Genomic DNA, 15818 nt, shown 5'->3' on the forward strand with positions numbered 1-15818 from the left:
TCCTCCTCACTTGCTCGCCCCATCGTCGATCCAGCGTTTGATGAGGAGTCGCGCCCGCTCCTCCAGGGGTTGAAACGACGCGCTCGATGTCGATTTCGGCATGCACGACAGTGGGCCGCACGTGGCCGGGTCGATCTTTCGATACAAGAGGCTTCCCGCCGCATCGTGCGGAACCACCAGCCCTCGCTCGATCAGCGCCGTCCACGCGCCATCGCTCGTGCCCATATCGAGCTGCGCAGCGGCCGCGGCCCCACCGCTATGGCACGACGCACAATTCGCCTGGATGATATTTGGATGGATGTTCGACCAGGTCGGGTCGGCCGTCAAAACGCCCTTGGCGCGCGTCGGGCACAGGCCGCTCGTCTCGCAATTGGGCCCCTGCCCCGCGTACACCACGGTGTCGGGAGGCCCAGGCGGGCATTTCGCATAGTCGATGGCATCGAGCGCGTTCGTCCCTTGGGGGTCGAGCGACGCCACCCAGCACCAGAGGGCGCGCGCGCTCGCGGCCGACCAATGGCAGCAATTGGCGAGGGGCATGAGGGGCCCGGCCTTCGGATCGGTGAGTCGCGTCAAAAGGTAGCTCTTGGCCGGATCCCCTGGTTTGACCAGGCGCCCGCCCAATGTCGCGCCGAAGGTTCCGTCGCGATTGGGGTCGCCCAACTGCATCGCGGTCCGATCGTTCGGCGTCCCCGCCCTCATCAACCACACCGCCAGAAACGCTCCCGGCGGGAACCCGCCGTCGTCCGGTATCTCGATATCGATATCGATCCGTACCGCGTTGCGTTTCTCCGGATCGACCGTCAGACTCACGCCGACGCCGGTCACCGGGTGGACCTCGTCCTGCGGCCCGCGCACGATCGTCGCGCGGAACGTGCTGACATCGTCGGGAGGTGTCTCCTTGAGCACCATGCGCCAATGACGGGGGAGCACGGGCATGCCGGCATCGGGTTCGATATCTTCGACGTACCCTATTTCGATGCGCCGCGCGTCACCGGCGTCCGCCGCAGCCCCAGCGTCCCCGTGATCGAGCTGTAGGAAGTCTCCGCGCCGCTCGCAGAGATTGTGGATCTCGCCCGGCTTATCCCTCAGGACATTGCATGGCAGATCGATATTCTCCACGACACTGCCAACGGACGCCAAATTTGGAAATTGTTTATCATTGTGGCAAACACCGTTGTTGGGACCACAAGTCCGATAGATACCTTGATTGCCCTGATAAAGTGCCTCCAGCGTTGGATAAAGGGTTCTCGCGGAATCGTCGAGATCCGGATTCGATGGCGCATCGGGCGACGCCCCTTCATCGCGCGGCGCATCGGCTCCCGCTTCGTGCCCGGGAAACGTGGCCGGCGCGACCTCGTCGGCGCCGCACCCCAAATAGGAAGATACGCTCGTTCCGCCAATCGCGAACACGAGCCAGAGACGTTTTGCAGGTTGCATGGAGACGCATGCTCCTTCCGAACACGCGTATCAAGCAAAAGGCAGTCCTGCTCCTCACCGACGAGCAGAATCGATCGAATGTCCTTGGGCTCTGGATGTATGTCGATCCGCAAGCGTGGATCCTGCGATACAGAATAGAATTACGAAACGGCATTTACCGATATCGACATTCGGCGCGCCGGGGTATCTCTTACTTTACCCGCCTGGCGCAACGTCGTCGCGAGGCCGCGTCATTCTCAAGGGTCACCGTATGGCCGCGTGATGAACTCGATGGATATAGTATGTCCGGGATCGAGGACGTAGACGCCGCGTCCCCCGTAGTTGTGATTGATCCTCCCCTCGGCAGCGCACATCGGGTCGGCCCAATATCGGATCGATCGTTCTTGGATGCGACAGAAGATCGCGTCGAACTCCGCATCGGTCACCAGAAACGCGAGGTGGCTCCGGTTGATCGCTTCGGGGGCAATCATGAAGTCCGCAAAGTCGATCCCCACGCGATTCGAGCTGGTCACCTGCGTGAAAGGCCCCCAATCGAGCGGCGGCTCCGCGCCCATCAAGTCACTCAGGAACCGCGCGGACGCCCGGCGATCGCGACAGTGTACGATGATGTGATTCAGTTCGTTGGCCATGACGCCTCACGTTGTAGGGCCGACCGTGGACGGGGCGGGCCGATTTTGCTACCGAAGTCATCCATGCAACGGCGCCATTTTCCTGCGGCCATCCTCCTTCTTCTCGGCCTCGCGACGAGCGGGCACGCGGCGCACGCGGGGAACGCGGCCGCCGCGACGGTGCTCGTGCATTACCCCGCCGGGTGGGGACATCGCATCACCCTGCGCTGCGGCGGCGGCGGGCACGATTGGAATGTCTCCCTCGCGACGACGTGGATCGAGGGCGACGTGTGGCAGAGAACCATCGATGCGTCATCGACCATCGCGTGCAAGCCGCTCTTCGACGACCAGCAGTGGGCCATCGGGCCGAATTGGACCGTCGCCGCCGGCCAGACCGTGCACGTGTGGCCATGGTTCTTTCACGACGCGGGCCGGATCGAGCAGCTTCCCAATTGGCATTCCCCAATATTGGGAAACGATCGCCGCATCTGGATCTACTACCCGCCCTCGTACGGCGAGAACCCGGCCCAGCGATACCCCGTGGTCTACATGCACGACGGGCAGAACCTCTTCTACGACCAAACGGCCTTCGGTGGCGTCTCCTGGAACGTGGGCGGCGCCATGGATCAAGGCACCCGCAACGGGACCATTCACGAGGCCATCGTCGTGGGGATCGACAATACGTCGAACCGCATTGGCGAATACACACCGGTGCCCGACCCCGACTACGGTGGTGGCGATGCGGCGCGTTACGTTGGGTTCGTCGCGGACGAGTTGAAGAATGCGCTCGACGCGCAATTGCGCACCCTGCCCGATGCGGCGCACACGGCCATCCTCGGCTCGTCGCTGGGCGGCCTGGTTTCGCTCTACGCCGCCATGGAACGACCGGGAGTGTTCGCCAACGTCGGAGCGCTCTCCCCGTCGACGTGGTGGGCCAATGAATGGCTCATCGGGCGAAGCCAATCGGCGCAGCCCCCACTCCCCGCCCGCGTCTACATCGACTCGGGCAATGCGGGCAGCTCGAACGACGACGTCACCCGCACCGCACGGCTCGCCGCCATCTGGAAAGCGAAGCCGAGCATCCTCACCAAATACCTCGTTCAGGACGGCGCGACCCATAGCGAGGTCTATTGGCGGCAGCGCATCCCCGGCGCCTTGGCCTTTCTCCTCGGGCCGCGCTGATCTCACCCCGCGAGCCGCGCGTGCGGTGCGCTGACCGCCAGCGCCGACAGCACACGCTGCGCGGCCGGGGCGATCTCGCGGCGGAAGGCGAGACGCCATGGGCGGAGCAGCGGCCCCGAGGCCAGGCGCTTCACCACCAGGTCGCCCTTGCCCAGATGCGGCCCCGCGATCCACTCGGAGAGCACCGCGATGCCCAGGCCGGCGCGCGCCACATCGATAATCGCTTCGGTAAGGGGGTAGCGCTCGAAGCGCAGACGCGGCCGCGCGCGGCCGAACACGCGGGTCATGAACCAGTGCGCCTCGGCCGCGGGCGCCTGCCCCGTGAGCAGCGCGTGCGTGCGCAGATCCGCCGGCGTCACGCTCTTTCGCCCGGCCAGCGGGTGCGACGCCGCCATGACGAACACGATTTCATCCTCGAACAGAGCGCGCTCCTCCAGCCCGGTGCTGCGCGGCACCGGTGCGGTGGTCAGCAGCGCGAGATCGATCGCCTCGGCCTCCAGCGCATCGACTGGCGCCTCCGTGTGCTCGATGGCCAGCGTCAGCTCCAGATCGGGCAGGCTCTTTCGCAGATCGAGCAAGGTGGACGGCAGCCAGTGGTACGCCGTGTAGCACTCGCACACGAGGCGAAGGCGCATCGGTGACGCCTGCGGCGCGGACACGCGCTGCTCAAAGTCGCACCACTCGACGAGCAGGCGCGCCGCCCCCTCGAGAAAGCGCTCACCCGCCGGCGTGGGAACCAACCCGCGGCGCGTCCGCTCGAAAATGCGCACCCCCAGCTTTTCCTCCGCCGCGAGAAGCGCGCGGCTCACCGCGGATTGCGTGATGTGAAGCTGCGATGCGGCCCGCGCGGTGCTGCCGGTGGAGGCCAGCGCGAGCGCGACCTGGAGATCGCGCACGTCGAGCCGGGGCTCTGCAATGAGTTCCATGCATCGAGTCTATTCCAAATATGCGTTGGACGCATCCCTAGGCGACCCTTAGATATTTCGGCGTCATCACCACGGAGGACTCTCATGCAGCTCTATTTTTCGCCGCTCTCTTGCTCGCTGGCGACCCGCATCTCTCTGTACGAGGCCGGCGCGAAGGCCACCTTCGTCGAGGTCGACCCGAAAACCAAGCTCACCGAAGACGGCAAGGACTTCCGCGAGGTTCACCCGCTCGGCCTCGTGCCCACGGTGCGCACCGACGGGGGCGACGTTCTCACCGAGAATGCGGCCATTCTGCAGTACGTGGCCAGCGCCTTCCCCGACGCGAACCTCGCCCCGAACGACACGCTCGGGCGAACGCGCCTTCAGCAGTGGCTTTGTTTCATCGGCACCGAGTTGCACAAATCGCTGTTCGTGCCCCTGCTCGACAAGAAGGCGCCCGCCGAGGTGAAGTCGTACGCCCTCGAGAAAGAGGCCTCGCGCCTGGGGTACCTCGAGAAGCATCTCACCGGGCGCGAATTTCTGCTCGACCAATTCAGCGTCGCCGACGCCTACCTGCTCGCCGTCCTCAATTGGACGGCCGTGGTGCCCATCGACTTGGCCAACTACCCCGTGGTGCAGGCATATGCGAACCGGCTGCGCGAGCGCCCCAGCATCGCCAAAGCCATCGCCGAAGAGCGCGTTCTCTATGCACGCGAGCTAGCCCGACACGCCAGCCAGGCTCGCTCGGCCAGCCCGATCAACCCGTAAACAACTTCGCCGCGCGGAGGAGCGTCTCGTAAAAGCCGTACGCCAGCGGAATGCCGACCAGAAGCCACGAGAGCGCAATCTGGACGGCCTGGCTGCGGCGCGCCTGCTCACGGGCCTGCTCCTCCTGATCCTCGAGGCCCTCGCAGGCAGCGTCGTTGGCGATGACCTGGAACGGCGCCGGGGGGAACTCACTGTTCATTTCGACTCTCCGAATCCTTCGTCGAAGCGCGCATCGACGTTGCGTACGAACCAGTTGGCGATGAAACCGATGGCGAGAACTCCGACCATGACCAGGAACGCGGGCCGGTAGGCCTCCGCGGTGAGCGCCCCCGGTTTGCCTTCACGCTGCAAGATGGCATTGATGATGAGCGGACCGGCCACACCGGCGGCCGACCACGCCGTGAGCAGCCGCCCGTGAATCGCCCCCACTTGGAAGGGCCCGTACAGATCGCGGATGTACGCCGGAATGGTGGCGAACCCTCCGCCGTACAGCGACAGGATGGCGCCGGCGAGAAGCACGAAGACCACCGTCGAGTGCGAGCCCACCACCGCCAAGAGCGCATAGAGCACCACGCCGAGGCCGAGGTAGATCGAGTAGATGCGCTTGCGGCCGACGATGTCCGAGGTGGACGACCACAGAAAACGCCCCGCCATGTTGCAGATGGACAGCACGCCGACGAAGCCGCCCGCGACCACCGCCGACACGCCGGAGCGAGGGCCGGCGCGGAAGAAGTCCTGAATCATGGGCGCCGCCTGCTCCAGAATGCCGATGCCGGCGGTGACGTTGCAGAAGAGCGTCACCCAGAGCATCCAGAACTGCGGCGTGCGGATCGCGTTGGCCGCGGAGACGCGCATCGCGGGCTCGGTCACCGTCGCGACCTTTTTCGGCTCCGCGGGTGAGCCGCCGTCGTTGCCCGGCGACCAATTCGGCGGGGGCAAGCGGACGGTGAAAGCCCCGAATACCATCGCCACGAAGTACACGGCGCCGAGCACGAGAAACGTCTTGGTGACCGACTCGCCCGAGGTCGCGCCCTTGGCCTGGAAAAGCTCCATCAACTTGACCGACACGGGCGAAGCGATGAGTGCGCCGCCGCCAAAGCCCATGATGGCCATTCCAGTTGCCAGTCCAGGCCGATCGGGAAACCACTTGATGAGCGTGGGGACCGGCGAGATGTAGGCGATGCCGAGGCCGATACCGCCGATGACCCCGTAACCGAGGTACAGCAGCCAGAGCTGGCGCGTGGCAACACCGAAGGCGCCGATCCCGAAGCCGGCTCCCCAGCAGCACGCGGCCACGAACATCGATTTGCGCGGCCCGTTTCGCTCGACCCACGTTCCACCGAACGCGGCCGAGAGGCCCAAGATCACGATGGCGAGGCTGAAGATCCACGCGATGGGCGTCGGGCTCGTTCCGAAGTGCGCCTGCAGCGGGCGCTTGAAAACGCTAAATGCATAAACCTGCCCAATGCTCAAATGAATCGCGAGCGCGGCAGGTGGGATCAACCAGCGGCTGTAACCAGGTTCCGCAATGCTGCGATCGCGGTCCAACCAATCCGTCATGAACCCCTCAGGCTTTAGGTGGCGCTTTTCCGAGCGAAAACGCCGATCTCCCATCGCAACCGATGTCCGATCGGCCATTTCGCCAACGGCTTCAGTCAACCTAAGCGCACTACCGCCGCATGCCCGGGCTAAGCTTCATTTTTTCTTATTTTGCTACGAGATTGTAGTCACTTCTGCGAGCCGAAAGCATGCGCAGGGTGGTCTTCGTAGCGACCAGCGAACTTCTTCGGCTCACGGCGAACGGAGATGGCGAACTCGCGTGTGTACGCTTCGTCCGAGAGCATCCGTTGGTATTCGTCGGCCGTGAGCCGCACCCGCCGCGGGAACATCGCAATGGTTCCCACGAGGACGTCGAGGAGAGGCTCCCCATCGTCGCCCTCGAGCAACACATAGTCCATATTGGCGCTGCGTATTTCCTTCATAGCGGAAGATCGTACCTCGACTCAGTTCACTTCAGGGGCACCGTGGTGACGTTCACGTTTCCAGATGGGATGGGGTTGGTCACGATTTCGGGGATGCCGCCGCTGGTGTAGCCGCCGGGGATGAAGTGCTCGTTCGCCCCCGACTCTTTGCCCGTGGGCAGACGCGCTCCGTGATCGAGGGGCTTGGGAACGTCGATGCGTACGAGCTTCGTTCCCGGCGGGAAGTCGGTGCCGAGCCGTTGATTGATGATGTTGATGTCCCCGTTCGCGTCCTTGAGAATCTGGTCGACGGTGCCCTTCGTGGTCATGAATTGGCCGTCGTCGCGACCGACGGTGGGCTTGCCCTTGATGAATTTGTCGTACGCTCCCTCGGGCACCAAGAACGAGCCGCCGTCGCGGAACATGTCCAGGTGCGCCGCCTCGTCGACGTTCTTGGCGATGCCGCCCGCAACCTCGTCGCCGCCTTTGGCCGCGTCGGAGCCTTTGGCGACGGCCGAAGCCACTTCGTCAGCGTGTCGGGCGCCCTTGATTCCGGCCTTCGCGAGATCGCCGACCCCCGGGATCCATGCCACGGCGGCCCCGCCGAGTTGGGCCCAGCCTCCGGGCTCGCCGTTCACCACCGCCTTGATGCCGGCAACGGTGTCGCGCACGTCGGCAATTTGGCCGGCGATGGGGATGAACCCGACGACGACTTGTCCGGCGAGGCCAGACCATCCGCTGTCACCACCGAAGTCGCCGAGGATGGCGCCCTTGAAGAAGTTGCCAACGCCGCTCAGAAAACCGCCGCCACCTCCTTTGTCGCCGCCGTTGCCACCGTTTCCGGCCTTGTCACCACCGCCGTTGCCGGCGTTGTCGTTGCTGGCCGTCTGGCCATCGGCCCCGTTGGTGCCTCCGTTGTCGGCACCGCCGCCCGGCGCGTCCCCGTTGCCCCCTTTGGAATCGTGATTTCCTCCGCCGGCCCCGTAGCCGTCGCCCCCTTGGAGCGTCGCCTCGGCATGGCGGGTCGCCTGCGAGTTGTCCTTGCCCAACAGGCGGTAGCCCGCGGCGACCAACAGCAAGATGGCGGCAAGAATGAGCCCGTACTCGACAGCCGAGACACCGCGCCGATCACGGAGAAGACCACGGAGGGGGACCATGCGGGCGCACTCAGCAATCCGTGTGCCGGCTTCAACTACATAAGACCACGAAGCTTTTGAACAAAATGTAAGGGCTTTCGAGGGCTATTGCCCGAAACGTCACCTGGACGTCGGGCGAGGCATGGAAATCGAAAATCCCACCCAATTGTTTGGTGGGCTTGGTTGGGGCGCGTCGATTTGGGATGGTAGAACCGCCAAGCCGCCAAGAGCGTCCTTGGCGTCTTGGCGGTTCGATCTAGCCGCTTACTTCGCGATCAGGGGCTCCGTGAGGCGTGAATACGCGAGGTAGATGGCCTCGTGCAGGCCGGCGAGGGCGAAGGCGCGGAAGAGGAGTCGCGTGCAGTCGGCCGAGGACCAGGGGCGGCGCGGCTTGGACTGGGCGCCGCGGCGGTGGGCGGCGCCGGTGAGCCCACCGAGGTAGCGCGCGAGCGGCAAAAGATCGGCGTCGGGCACGTGGCCGAGATCCAGTTTGTCTTCTTGCGGGGCGAGGCGGCGCACCAGCATCGACGAGGTTTTGCCTCCCAGTTTCATGGGCACGGTGCCCGCCATGTGCGGCGGTTGCTCGAGGCAGCGCTGCATCGCGGTCAGCACGCGCTCGGCGGGGGATCGCACGTGCGCCGGCTTGCCGTAGGCCTCGGCCGAGGGGGCCGACTGCGCTTTCATGTCGAAGATCCAGTTGCCGTCGTCCTTCCCCTTCCCGCGCGCCAGAACGGCGATGCGCAAGGTGCCGAGGCTACCGGTACCGGCGATGCGGAAGGCGGCGTCGAGCACCTCGAAGTGCTCGGGCGTGAGGCCATAGGTCTCTCGAACCCCGTGCGCATACGTCTGGAATACCTTGCGCGCGGCGGCGTCGGTGGCCGGTGGCAGCTCCGCGTAGCGAAGACCATCGCGCACGAAGCGGCGACCGCGCGACGTGCGCGTGGTGCGTGCATCGAGCAGGGCACGCCGGGTGCGCGCACTCGCCCGCGTAAGGAGGTTCATCACTGGCACGGGCACCTCGAGAGGCGGCGGAGCCCGATCGAATGCGCGCGTGGTGTACGCGTCGAGCAACGCCTCGGTCCACGACGCGGCACGCGCACCACTCGCACCGAATCCACGCGCGGCGAGCAGCAAGCTCGTGAGGAGCCGCAACACATCGAGGCGCCAAGGTCCAACGAGGGCATCGTCGAAGTCGTTCAAATCGAAGGTCACGTTGGCCGCCCGCCCACGTTGGAGCAGATCCACGGGCGCCGTCCGATAGACGCCGAAGTTCTCGACATGCAGATCGCCGGCGATCCATCCCTCGCCCGCCGGCCCGTCGTGGCAGTCCTCCGCGTAGTGCTCGTACAGCTCGTAAAAAAGTGGCGCGGCACCGCGAAGAAAGCCTACGGCCGAGGCGCGCATTCGGGCCACTTTGCGCGCGAAAAGCGCGGGCATGTGCCGCGTGCGCGCTTCGTCGCGTGCGATTTGCTCTTTGGCGAAGATCATCGGATCGAACGAACGCATCGGTGCAGATTACACTCTTTCATCCCTTTCCGGCTAAGGTGCACTCGACGCAACACAGATGTGCAAACTGCAAGGATGGGCTAAAAACACGTTGGCTCCATATATGGGTGATCGTCATCGTTATTTGTGCGGCCGACGTGATTTCCCGATGCGCGTGCGGTTACCATCTGAGAATGGCGCGTATCCTGATTGTGGAAGACGACGCTCCCATCGCCATTCTACTTGCCGATCATTTGCGCAAAGTTGGACACGTGGTGCGGATCGTTGGAAACGGTCTCGAAGCAATTGTCTTGTATCGCGCGGAGCGTGCAGACCTGGTGATATTGGACGTCATGATTCCGGGGGCGAATGGCTACGATGTCTGTCGTGCGCTACGCGCCGAACAAGGGCGGCAACCGATCGTGTTGATGCTCACGGCCCGGGTCACGGAGGAAGATGCCATTCTGGGCTACAAGGTCGGGGCAGACGACTACGTGCGCAAGCCGTTCGGCGTGCGCGAGCTGCTCGCACGCATCAAGGCCCTTTTGCGCTTCGAGCGGCGCGATCACGATTCGCAAAAGCTCCGCGCGGAGGACGATGCCGAAGCCCTCACCCTCGGCCCGATGCGCCTCGATCCCGCGGGGAGGCACGCGCAGATCGGCTCGCGGCAGGTGGATCTGACGCCCATGGAGTTCGATATGCTCATCTGCTTCGCACGGCGCGCCGGCGAGGTCCTGAGCCGCGAGCAACTTCTCTCCGACGTGTGGGGCTACACCGATTCGAGCTACGCGCTCACCGTGGATAGCCACGTGACACGCGTGCGCCGAAAGCTCGCCAGCGCCGGTCTCGCGCCCGAGGTGATCGGCACCGTTCCCGGCGTGGGCTACGTTCTCTCGATCGACGCGCTCGGCACCAGCGCGCCGCCGGCGTCGCAGAAACAAGCGTGAAGAAAGCACGATTTTCACGACGGGTAGCCCGTGTCGTGTTCATCGTGATGTTCCTGGCGACCGCCGCGTACATCGTGACGGTCGGCGCCGTGTTTCATCAGAGCGATCTGCTCATTCGCGAGTGGGTGCTCGGTATCGGGCTGCGTTTGACCCGCACGTCCGCGGAGGCGGGGCTGCTCACCGACGAGCGCCTCGCCGCCGAGTTTGGCGAGTTCTCCGGCTTCGCCATCGTGCTGTACGATCCCGAAGGCCGCGCCGTCGCGCGCAGCCGCCGCGACATCCCGGTGCTCGAGCAACTACCGCCCCGGGTGATGCGCGCGGCGGTGCCCGACAAGGCCGTCTTTCCCGGACCATCGATCATCGGACTCGAACACGTGGCCATCATGCGCATGCGGGAAGATGGGCCGATCCGATACGTGGGCATGTTCGATCGCTGGGCAGCGAGCCACATTCTGCTGGGTATCGGCGTGGCCCTTGCGGCAGGCTTCATGGCCAGCTGCTTCGTCTGGGTCGGGGCCACCTTGGTCCTCGGCCGCCGTCTGCGCCTCGGGCTTCGCGATGCCGAGGAGGCCGTGCACCGCATGGCCAGCGGCGATCTGGGAATTCGGCTGCCGTCGTACGGCGACGACGAAGTCGGGCGGCTGGCCAACGACTTCAATCGCATGGCCGACAACCTGGCCAAGCACATCGACGAGTTGCGCCGCGAACGCGACTTGCGCAGGCGCAGCTTCGCCGCGTGGACGCACGAGATCGCCACACCGCTGACCAGCGTCATGGGTTACCTGGAGTCGCTCTGCATGGAGGAAGACGTCGACACCTCGACGCGCGAGCGCTACGTGGCCACGGCCTACGAGCGTGCGCTCGCCCTGAAGGGCCTCACCGACGATCTGCGAATCATGTCGCAGATCGACTTCGACGGTTTGAAAATGGAGACGCGGCGGCTCGATCTTTCGGCCATCGCCTTGGCGGAGGTGGAGGCCTTCGTGCACGAGGCTGAGAGCCGCGGTGTGGCCTTGCACGCGGAGCACGATGGCCCCGCGTTCGCGCTGGGCGACGCCCAACGGCTCGCGCAGGTCGTGCGCAACCTGGTGAGCAACGCCCTGCGCCACTCGCCCCGCGGCAGCGGCGTCGTCGTCACCGTGCACAGCGACCGCAGCAAGCACGTGAGCATCGAGGTGCGCGACCAAGGCGAAGGCATTCCCGCCGAGCACCTCGCCCACCTGGGCGAGCTCTTTTACCGGGCCGACGCCTCCCGCGATCGCAAAACCGGTGGACGCGGCCTGGGCCTGGCCATCGCCCGCGGCATCGTCGAGGCCCACGGCGGCAAGCTGCACATCTCTTCGGAACTGGGCGCGGGCACCATTGTCCGGGTGGACTTGCCCTCGCACATGGAGCCCCTCATCGTCCTGCGCGACGAGCTCTAGCCGACGCTCGAGTCGCGGTGTCTACGGGGAGAGAGAATTCACAGGAAGACGGGAAGACGGGAAGGATTTTCTGGTTTTCAGTCGGCGCCGTAAGCGCATTGAAAACTCCAAAAACTTCCCGCCTTCCCGTCTTCCTGTTCAATCATCATTCTTCTAGAGCGCCCACTTCGTGCGTGAGTAGGCGACGCGGAAGGCGCTGCGTTCGGCGTTGCGCTGGGAGGCGCTTCCGGGCTCGGTGGCCATCATGGCGAGATCGCAGCCGGCGCGGCGGGCGTGCTCGAGGCGCGCGGCGAGAAGTGCGCCTTGGGCGCCGCGGGAGCGGTGCTTCGGGGCGGTGCTGGCGCCGGCGAGAAGGGCCACGCCTTCGTGAAGAACGAGGCCACCCGTGGCCATCGGCTCGCCGTGCTCGTCCTCGGCGATGAACTTCAGCGTATCGGGGTTGGCGAAGGTCAGACTGGTCAAGTCGCGCATGAAGTCGATGTACTGCGGTTGCTCGGCCCAGCCTGCAACGGCCGTGTCGATCCAGCGCTCGCGATCGGCCTCCACCGCGATCCGCACGCGCGGTCCCGCCTTCGCCTCACGGGGCTCGAGGAGCGGCTGCACGAGCACGGTGCTCACCTCGATGGGCCGATAGCCGCGGTTTGCCAGCTTGGCGAAGAGCGCGGCGCCGGCCAGCGGGCTCGTCTCGTGGTGCACCTCGGCCGCGCGCCCGCGGAAAAAAGCCTCGAGCTGGTCCAACGCGGCATCCGTCGCTTCGGCGAAAATGCCGAGGCCGAACGACTGCGTCATGGGCGAGCCGGGGCCATCGAACATCGCGTACGTCCCGTCCACCTCGATCCAGGCCGCCCCCAATGCCGGGTTGAGCCGCGCGCGCGTCGTGACCATGGCCGCATTGGCGGCGCCCTCTGCGCGCTCGAGCCGGCGTGCCAGCGAGCGATCCATGAACAGCTGTCCCTGCGTCGTCGTCATCGACGTACCCTATACATGGAGCATGTGCCTCATCGCCATCGCATGGCAAACGCACCCCGATTTTCCCCTCGTCGTAGCCGCCAACCGTGATGAATGGCGTGCGAGGCCCACCGAGCCTCTCGGCTGGTGGCACGACGTTCCCGGATTGCTCGCAGGCCGCGACGTAAAGGCCGGTGGCACCTGGATGGGCGTCACCCACGAAGGTCGCTTCGCCGCGGTCACCAATTTTCGCGATCCCTCCGATGCGCGCGACAACGCGCTGTCGCGGGGCAAGCTCGTCACCGATTTTCTCCGCGACACCGATCCACCCGAGGCCTTCTTCGCGCGCTTGGCCGGGCGGGCATCGCAGTACAACGGCTTCAACCTGATCGGCGGCGACCGCACGAGCCTCTTCTATCTCGGCAGCCGCGAGGCGCGCGTGCGAGCCATCGCGCCGGGTGTTCACGGCTTGTCGAACCACACGCTCGACGAACCATGGCCGAAAGTGCGCCGGGCACGCGTCGCCATGGAATCCGCGCTCCGCGACCCCGATCCCACCGTGCACCTTTTCGCGATGCTCGCGGACACCGCCATCGCCCCCGACGACGAACTGCCCGACACCGGCGTGGGCCTCGAATGGGAACGCCGCCTCTCGCCGCCGCTCATCACGGGCGAGGCGTATGGCTCCCGCACCTCGAGTGTTCTCACAGTCGCTCGCGACGGTGCGATCTTCTTCGAGGAACGCACGCTCGACGCCGACGGCAAGGTCACCACGTCCAACGTCGTCCGCTTCGAGGTAGCTCCTCCCTGATCCTCATCGACGTAAAACGTTGACGTTGACGTGATCGTCTTACGTTGACGTGGTCGTTGACGGCGACGTCAACGTCGACGTCAGACGTCGACGTTTACTGTGAACGCAACCACATCGACCGACGTTGTCCGCACAAAAAGGATTCGGCGCCCGAAGTGTCGTCATGACACCTGGGGCGCCGAAACGGCGCGCCTTATACGGAGGCGCGGATCAGAAGAAGTTCACGTGCATCGTTCCCGTGACGCGGTGCTGCGTGCCCTTCTGGGAGGCGCAAGCACCCTGGCTGTTCGCGTCGCACGAGCTGTTCGGAGCATCGTCGTTGCCGAACGTATTGCGCTCCGAGAATGCGTACTCGACGCCGAACTCCACCTGCTTGTTCAGCGTGAAGAACGTATTGATGAACAGCTGGTCGAGGCGCTTGTTGAAGCCCGGATCCTTCACATAACCGGTCGCCCCGTCGAACGACGGCAGTGCTCCGATTTCCGCGAGCGACTGGCTGCCGTTCCACTTCATGTACGTTTGGCTCCACACAACGTTGGAGCGAACGACCGGGCTCCAAACGCGGGTGTAGTTGACGTGGTACGCAACGACCTGCCAAAGCTGCCAGTCGTCGTCCGCGGCATTGGGCCGTGCACCTTGGCCCTGCAGTCCGGCGTTGAAAATGTAGCGACCAATACCGTTGCCGCCCGCGCCGTACGCACGGAAGCGGTCACCCCACGGCAGGTTGATGGCCGCGCCTGCACGGACGCCCCACCCTTCCTTCGAGTAGCCATCGCGCTCCGCCGTCGGCGTGGCGCCGCCCGTGGCGGGAGAACCGGCTTGCTTGTACTGCAAGGCCACACCGCCGACGGAGGCCGTACCCCAGTCGCCCTTGAACCCGAGGACGGCAATGAGATCCGGAATCTGCTGCATCCGGCGCGTGGGGCCGGTGGAATCGGTCACACCGTTTCGATCGGTGCCCGGTCCGTTTTCCGCGGCGACGGCCAAGCTCACCGCATCGCCAATCGGAATCGTGTAACGCACTTGCGGCTGCCGAATCAGGGGGATGGATCCGGGACCGTTGAAATCCACGGTCTCCGCGTACGACGGAAGATCGAGCATCGTCGACCAGCTCTGGCCGAAGAGGAACGTGCCGTACTTGCCGCTCAAGGTGCCGTATGCGTGGCGAAGGCGGAAAAGCACGGAGTTGGTGAACGTCTGCCCCGAGAGCAGGTTGCCCGCGTTGAAGTCGCCTTCGACCTTGGCCCCGATGTCGGCGATTTCGCTCTTCGTCATCGTCGAGATGCCGACCCGGCTCGTGCGCGCGGTCAGGTAAAGCTGCCCTGATTTCTGCCGCGTCTCGTAACTTTGGTTGAGCGGGTGGATGGCCGCGTGGACGGCCCAGTCATTGTCTTCGACCTGAGGATCGCGACCCTTTGCGTCGAACGTCACGTCGAGCTGCGCGTAGCCCGACAACGTCAGGACCGTCTGGGTCCCGGGGACCTTGAAGCTGCCCGGCGGCAACTTCTCCTCGTCCGCGGCGGCGGGGGCCGCCGATGTGGGCGGAGGGGCGGCCGGCGGCGGTACGGCCTGGGTGGCTTCCGGCGGGGCGGCCGGCGGCGGCGGGACCTGTTCCGGATTAGCTTCGGGTGTCGGTTGCGGTGTCGTCTGGGCGACTTGTTTTCCGTCAGACGAGGACGGGGACGGAGCCGGCGGGTCATCGGCGGCTGCAGCCGCGACGGAAACCGTCGTCATCGCAGCCACGAGCTGAGTAAGGTGAAGCCACTTGAGACGGGTCATAGGCGATTCTCCCTGTAGGCAACCCGTCCCCCAGCAGAATGGGGCACGGGCGGCCCTCCAAATTCGAAGACACTCCGGCGGCAGCCGAATGAAACAGCAGACCAAGGCACACGATGCCGGCAAGCGCTCTTACCACGGGAAAGCGCAACCTTTGAATCAGGAATTTTGAAAACGTGCCTTCTCGACGCGCCGTACCACGGTGCACGTGGGCGCGAATAACGCACTACGCCGCCAATTCGATAACGAACTGCGAAGCAACTTTCGCTCTGACCCCTCCTGGAAGGATGCGATCACGCGTTAGCAATGCGACGGCTATACCAGCGCCTGTACCTGCACAGCCGACCTCCCGTGTGCTGGTACAGTCATGGTTCATACGGACAGGAAAACAGCCAAGAAAACTTGAAGAAACGTGCGAACTAATGCGGGA

The 15818-nt window shown here is 65.1% G+C and carries 15 protein-coding genes; 5 read left to right on the forward strand and 10 right to left on the reverse strand.

Going from position 1 to position 15818, the window contains the following annotated elements; all coding sequences use genetic code 11:
• Positions 1-6: 6 nt before the first annotated feature.
• Complete coding sequence (locus LVJ94_25100) at positions 7-1437, reverse strand: hypothetical protein (GenBank protein ID WXB10492.1); 1431 nt, start codon at positions 1435-1437, stop codon at positions 7-9.
• A gap of 236 nt (positions 1438-1673) precedes the next feature.
• Positions 1674-2066: a VOC family protein gene (locus LVJ94_25105; protein ID WXB10493.1), complete on the reverse strand. Its 393-nt coding sequence runs from the start codon at positions 2064-2066 to the stop codon at positions 1674-1676.
• Positions 2067-2129: 63 nt separating this feature from the next.
• On the opposite strand from LVJ94_25105, the gene LVJ94_25110 reads away from it, so the two are divergent.
• On the forward strand, positions 2130-3227 hold the full coding sequence (locus tag LVJ94_25110; GenBank protein ID WXB10494.1) for an alpha/beta hydrolase: 1098 nt from the start codon (positions 2130-2132) through the stop codon (positions 3225-3227).
• 2 nt (positions 3228-3229) lie between these two features.
• Here LVJ94_25110 and LVJ94_25115 read toward each other — a convergent pair whose 3' ends face one another.
• Positions 3230-4153: a LysR family transcriptional regulator gene (locus tag LVJ94_25115; GenBank protein WXB10495.1), complete on the reverse strand. Its 924-nt coding sequence runs from the start codon at positions 4151-4153 to the stop codon at positions 3230-3232.
• A gap of 84 nt (positions 4154-4237) precedes the next feature.
• Between LVJ94_25115 and LVJ94_25120 the strand changes: the two genes are divergently transcribed.
• Positions 4238-4900 (forward strand): glutathione binding-like protein, encoded by a 663-nt coding sequence (locus LVJ94_25120; GenBank protein WXB10496.1) that lies wholly within the window; start codon positions 4238-4240, stop codon positions 4898-4900.
• Here the strand turns inward: LVJ94_25120 and LVJ94_25125 are convergent.
• The 5 genes from LVJ94_25125 to LVJ94_25145 form a co-directional block, all read right to left on the reverse strand.
• The gene (locus LVJ94_25125; GenBank protein ID WXB10497.1) at positions 4890-5099 is read right to left on the reverse strand and encodes a hypothetical protein; all 210 of its coding nucleotides are present in this window, start codon (positions 5097-5099) and stop codon (positions 4890-4892) included. The two genes, LVJ94_25120 and LVJ94_25125, sit on opposite strands and share 11 nt — an antisense overlap.
• Complete coding sequence (locus LVJ94_25130; GenBank protein ID WXB10498.1) at positions 5096-6460, reverse strand: OFA family MFS transporter; 1365 nt, start codon at positions 6458-6460, stop codon at positions 5096-5098. The genes LVJ94_25125 and LVJ94_25130 overlap by 4 nt, the downstream gene beginning before the upstream one ends.
• Positions 6461-6627: 167 nt before the next feature.
• Positions 6628-6882: a hypothetical protein gene (locus LVJ94_25135; protein WXB10499.1), complete on the reverse strand. Its 255-nt coding sequence runs from the start codon at positions 6880-6882 to the stop codon at positions 6628-6630.
• A gap of 26 nt (positions 6883-6908) precedes the next feature.
• The gene (locus tag LVJ94_25140; GenBank protein ID WXB10500.1) at positions 6909-8018 is read right to left on the reverse strand and encodes a hypothetical protein; all 1110 of its coding nucleotides are present in this window, start codon (positions 8016-8018) and stop codon (positions 6909-6911) included.
• A 243-nt stretch (positions 8019-8261) separates the two neighbouring features.
• The gene (locus tag LVJ94_25145; GenBank protein ID WXB10501.1) at positions 8262-9503 is read right to left on the reverse strand and encodes a DUF2252 domain-containing protein; all 1242 of its coding nucleotides are present in this window, start codon (positions 9501-9503) and stop codon (positions 8262-8264) included.
• A 173-nt stretch (positions 9504-9676) separates the two neighbouring features.
• Between LVJ94_25145 and LVJ94_25150 the strand changes: the two genes are divergently transcribed.
• Entirely contained in the window at positions 9677-10429 is a 753-nt protein-coding gene (locus LVJ94_25150) for a response regulator transcription factor (GenBank protein WXB10502.1), read from the forward strand.
• Positions 10426-11853: an ATP-binding protein gene (locus tag LVJ94_25155; protein ID WXB10503.1), complete on the forward strand. Its 1428-nt coding sequence runs from the start codon at positions 10426-10428 to the stop codon at positions 11851-11853. The genes LVJ94_25150 and LVJ94_25155 overlap by 4 nt, the downstream gene beginning before the upstream one ends.
• A gap of 153 nt (positions 11854-12006) precedes the next feature.
• On the opposite strand, the gene LVJ94_25160 is transcribed toward LVJ94_25155, so the two are convergent.
• Positions 12007-12822 (reverse strand): GNAT family N-acetyltransferase, encoded by an 816-nt coding sequence (locus LVJ94_25160; GenBank protein WXB10504.1) that lies wholly within the window; start codon positions 12820-12822, stop codon positions 12007-12009.
• Here LVJ94_25160 and LVJ94_25165 point away from each other — a divergent pair.
• Positions 12794-13612 (forward strand): NRDE family protein, encoded by an 819-nt coding sequence (locus tag LVJ94_25165; GenBank protein ID WXB10505.1) that lies wholly within the window; start codon positions 12794-12796, stop codon positions 13610-13612. The two genes, LVJ94_25160 and LVJ94_25165, sit on opposite strands and share 29 nt — an antisense overlap.
• 210 nt (positions 13613-13822) lie before the next feature.
• On the opposite strand, the gene LVJ94_25170 is transcribed toward LVJ94_25165, so the two are convergent.
• Entirely contained in the window at positions 13823-15391 is a 1569-nt protein-coding gene (locus LVJ94_25170) for a porin (protein ID WXB10506.1), read from the reverse strand.
• Positions 15392-15818 lie beyond the last annotated feature (427 nt).

The organism is Sorangiineae bacterium MSr11367 (assembly GCA_037157805.1).
GTDB lineage: Bacteria > Myxococcota_A > Polyangia > Polyangiales > Polyangiaceae > Pendulispora > Pendulispora rubella.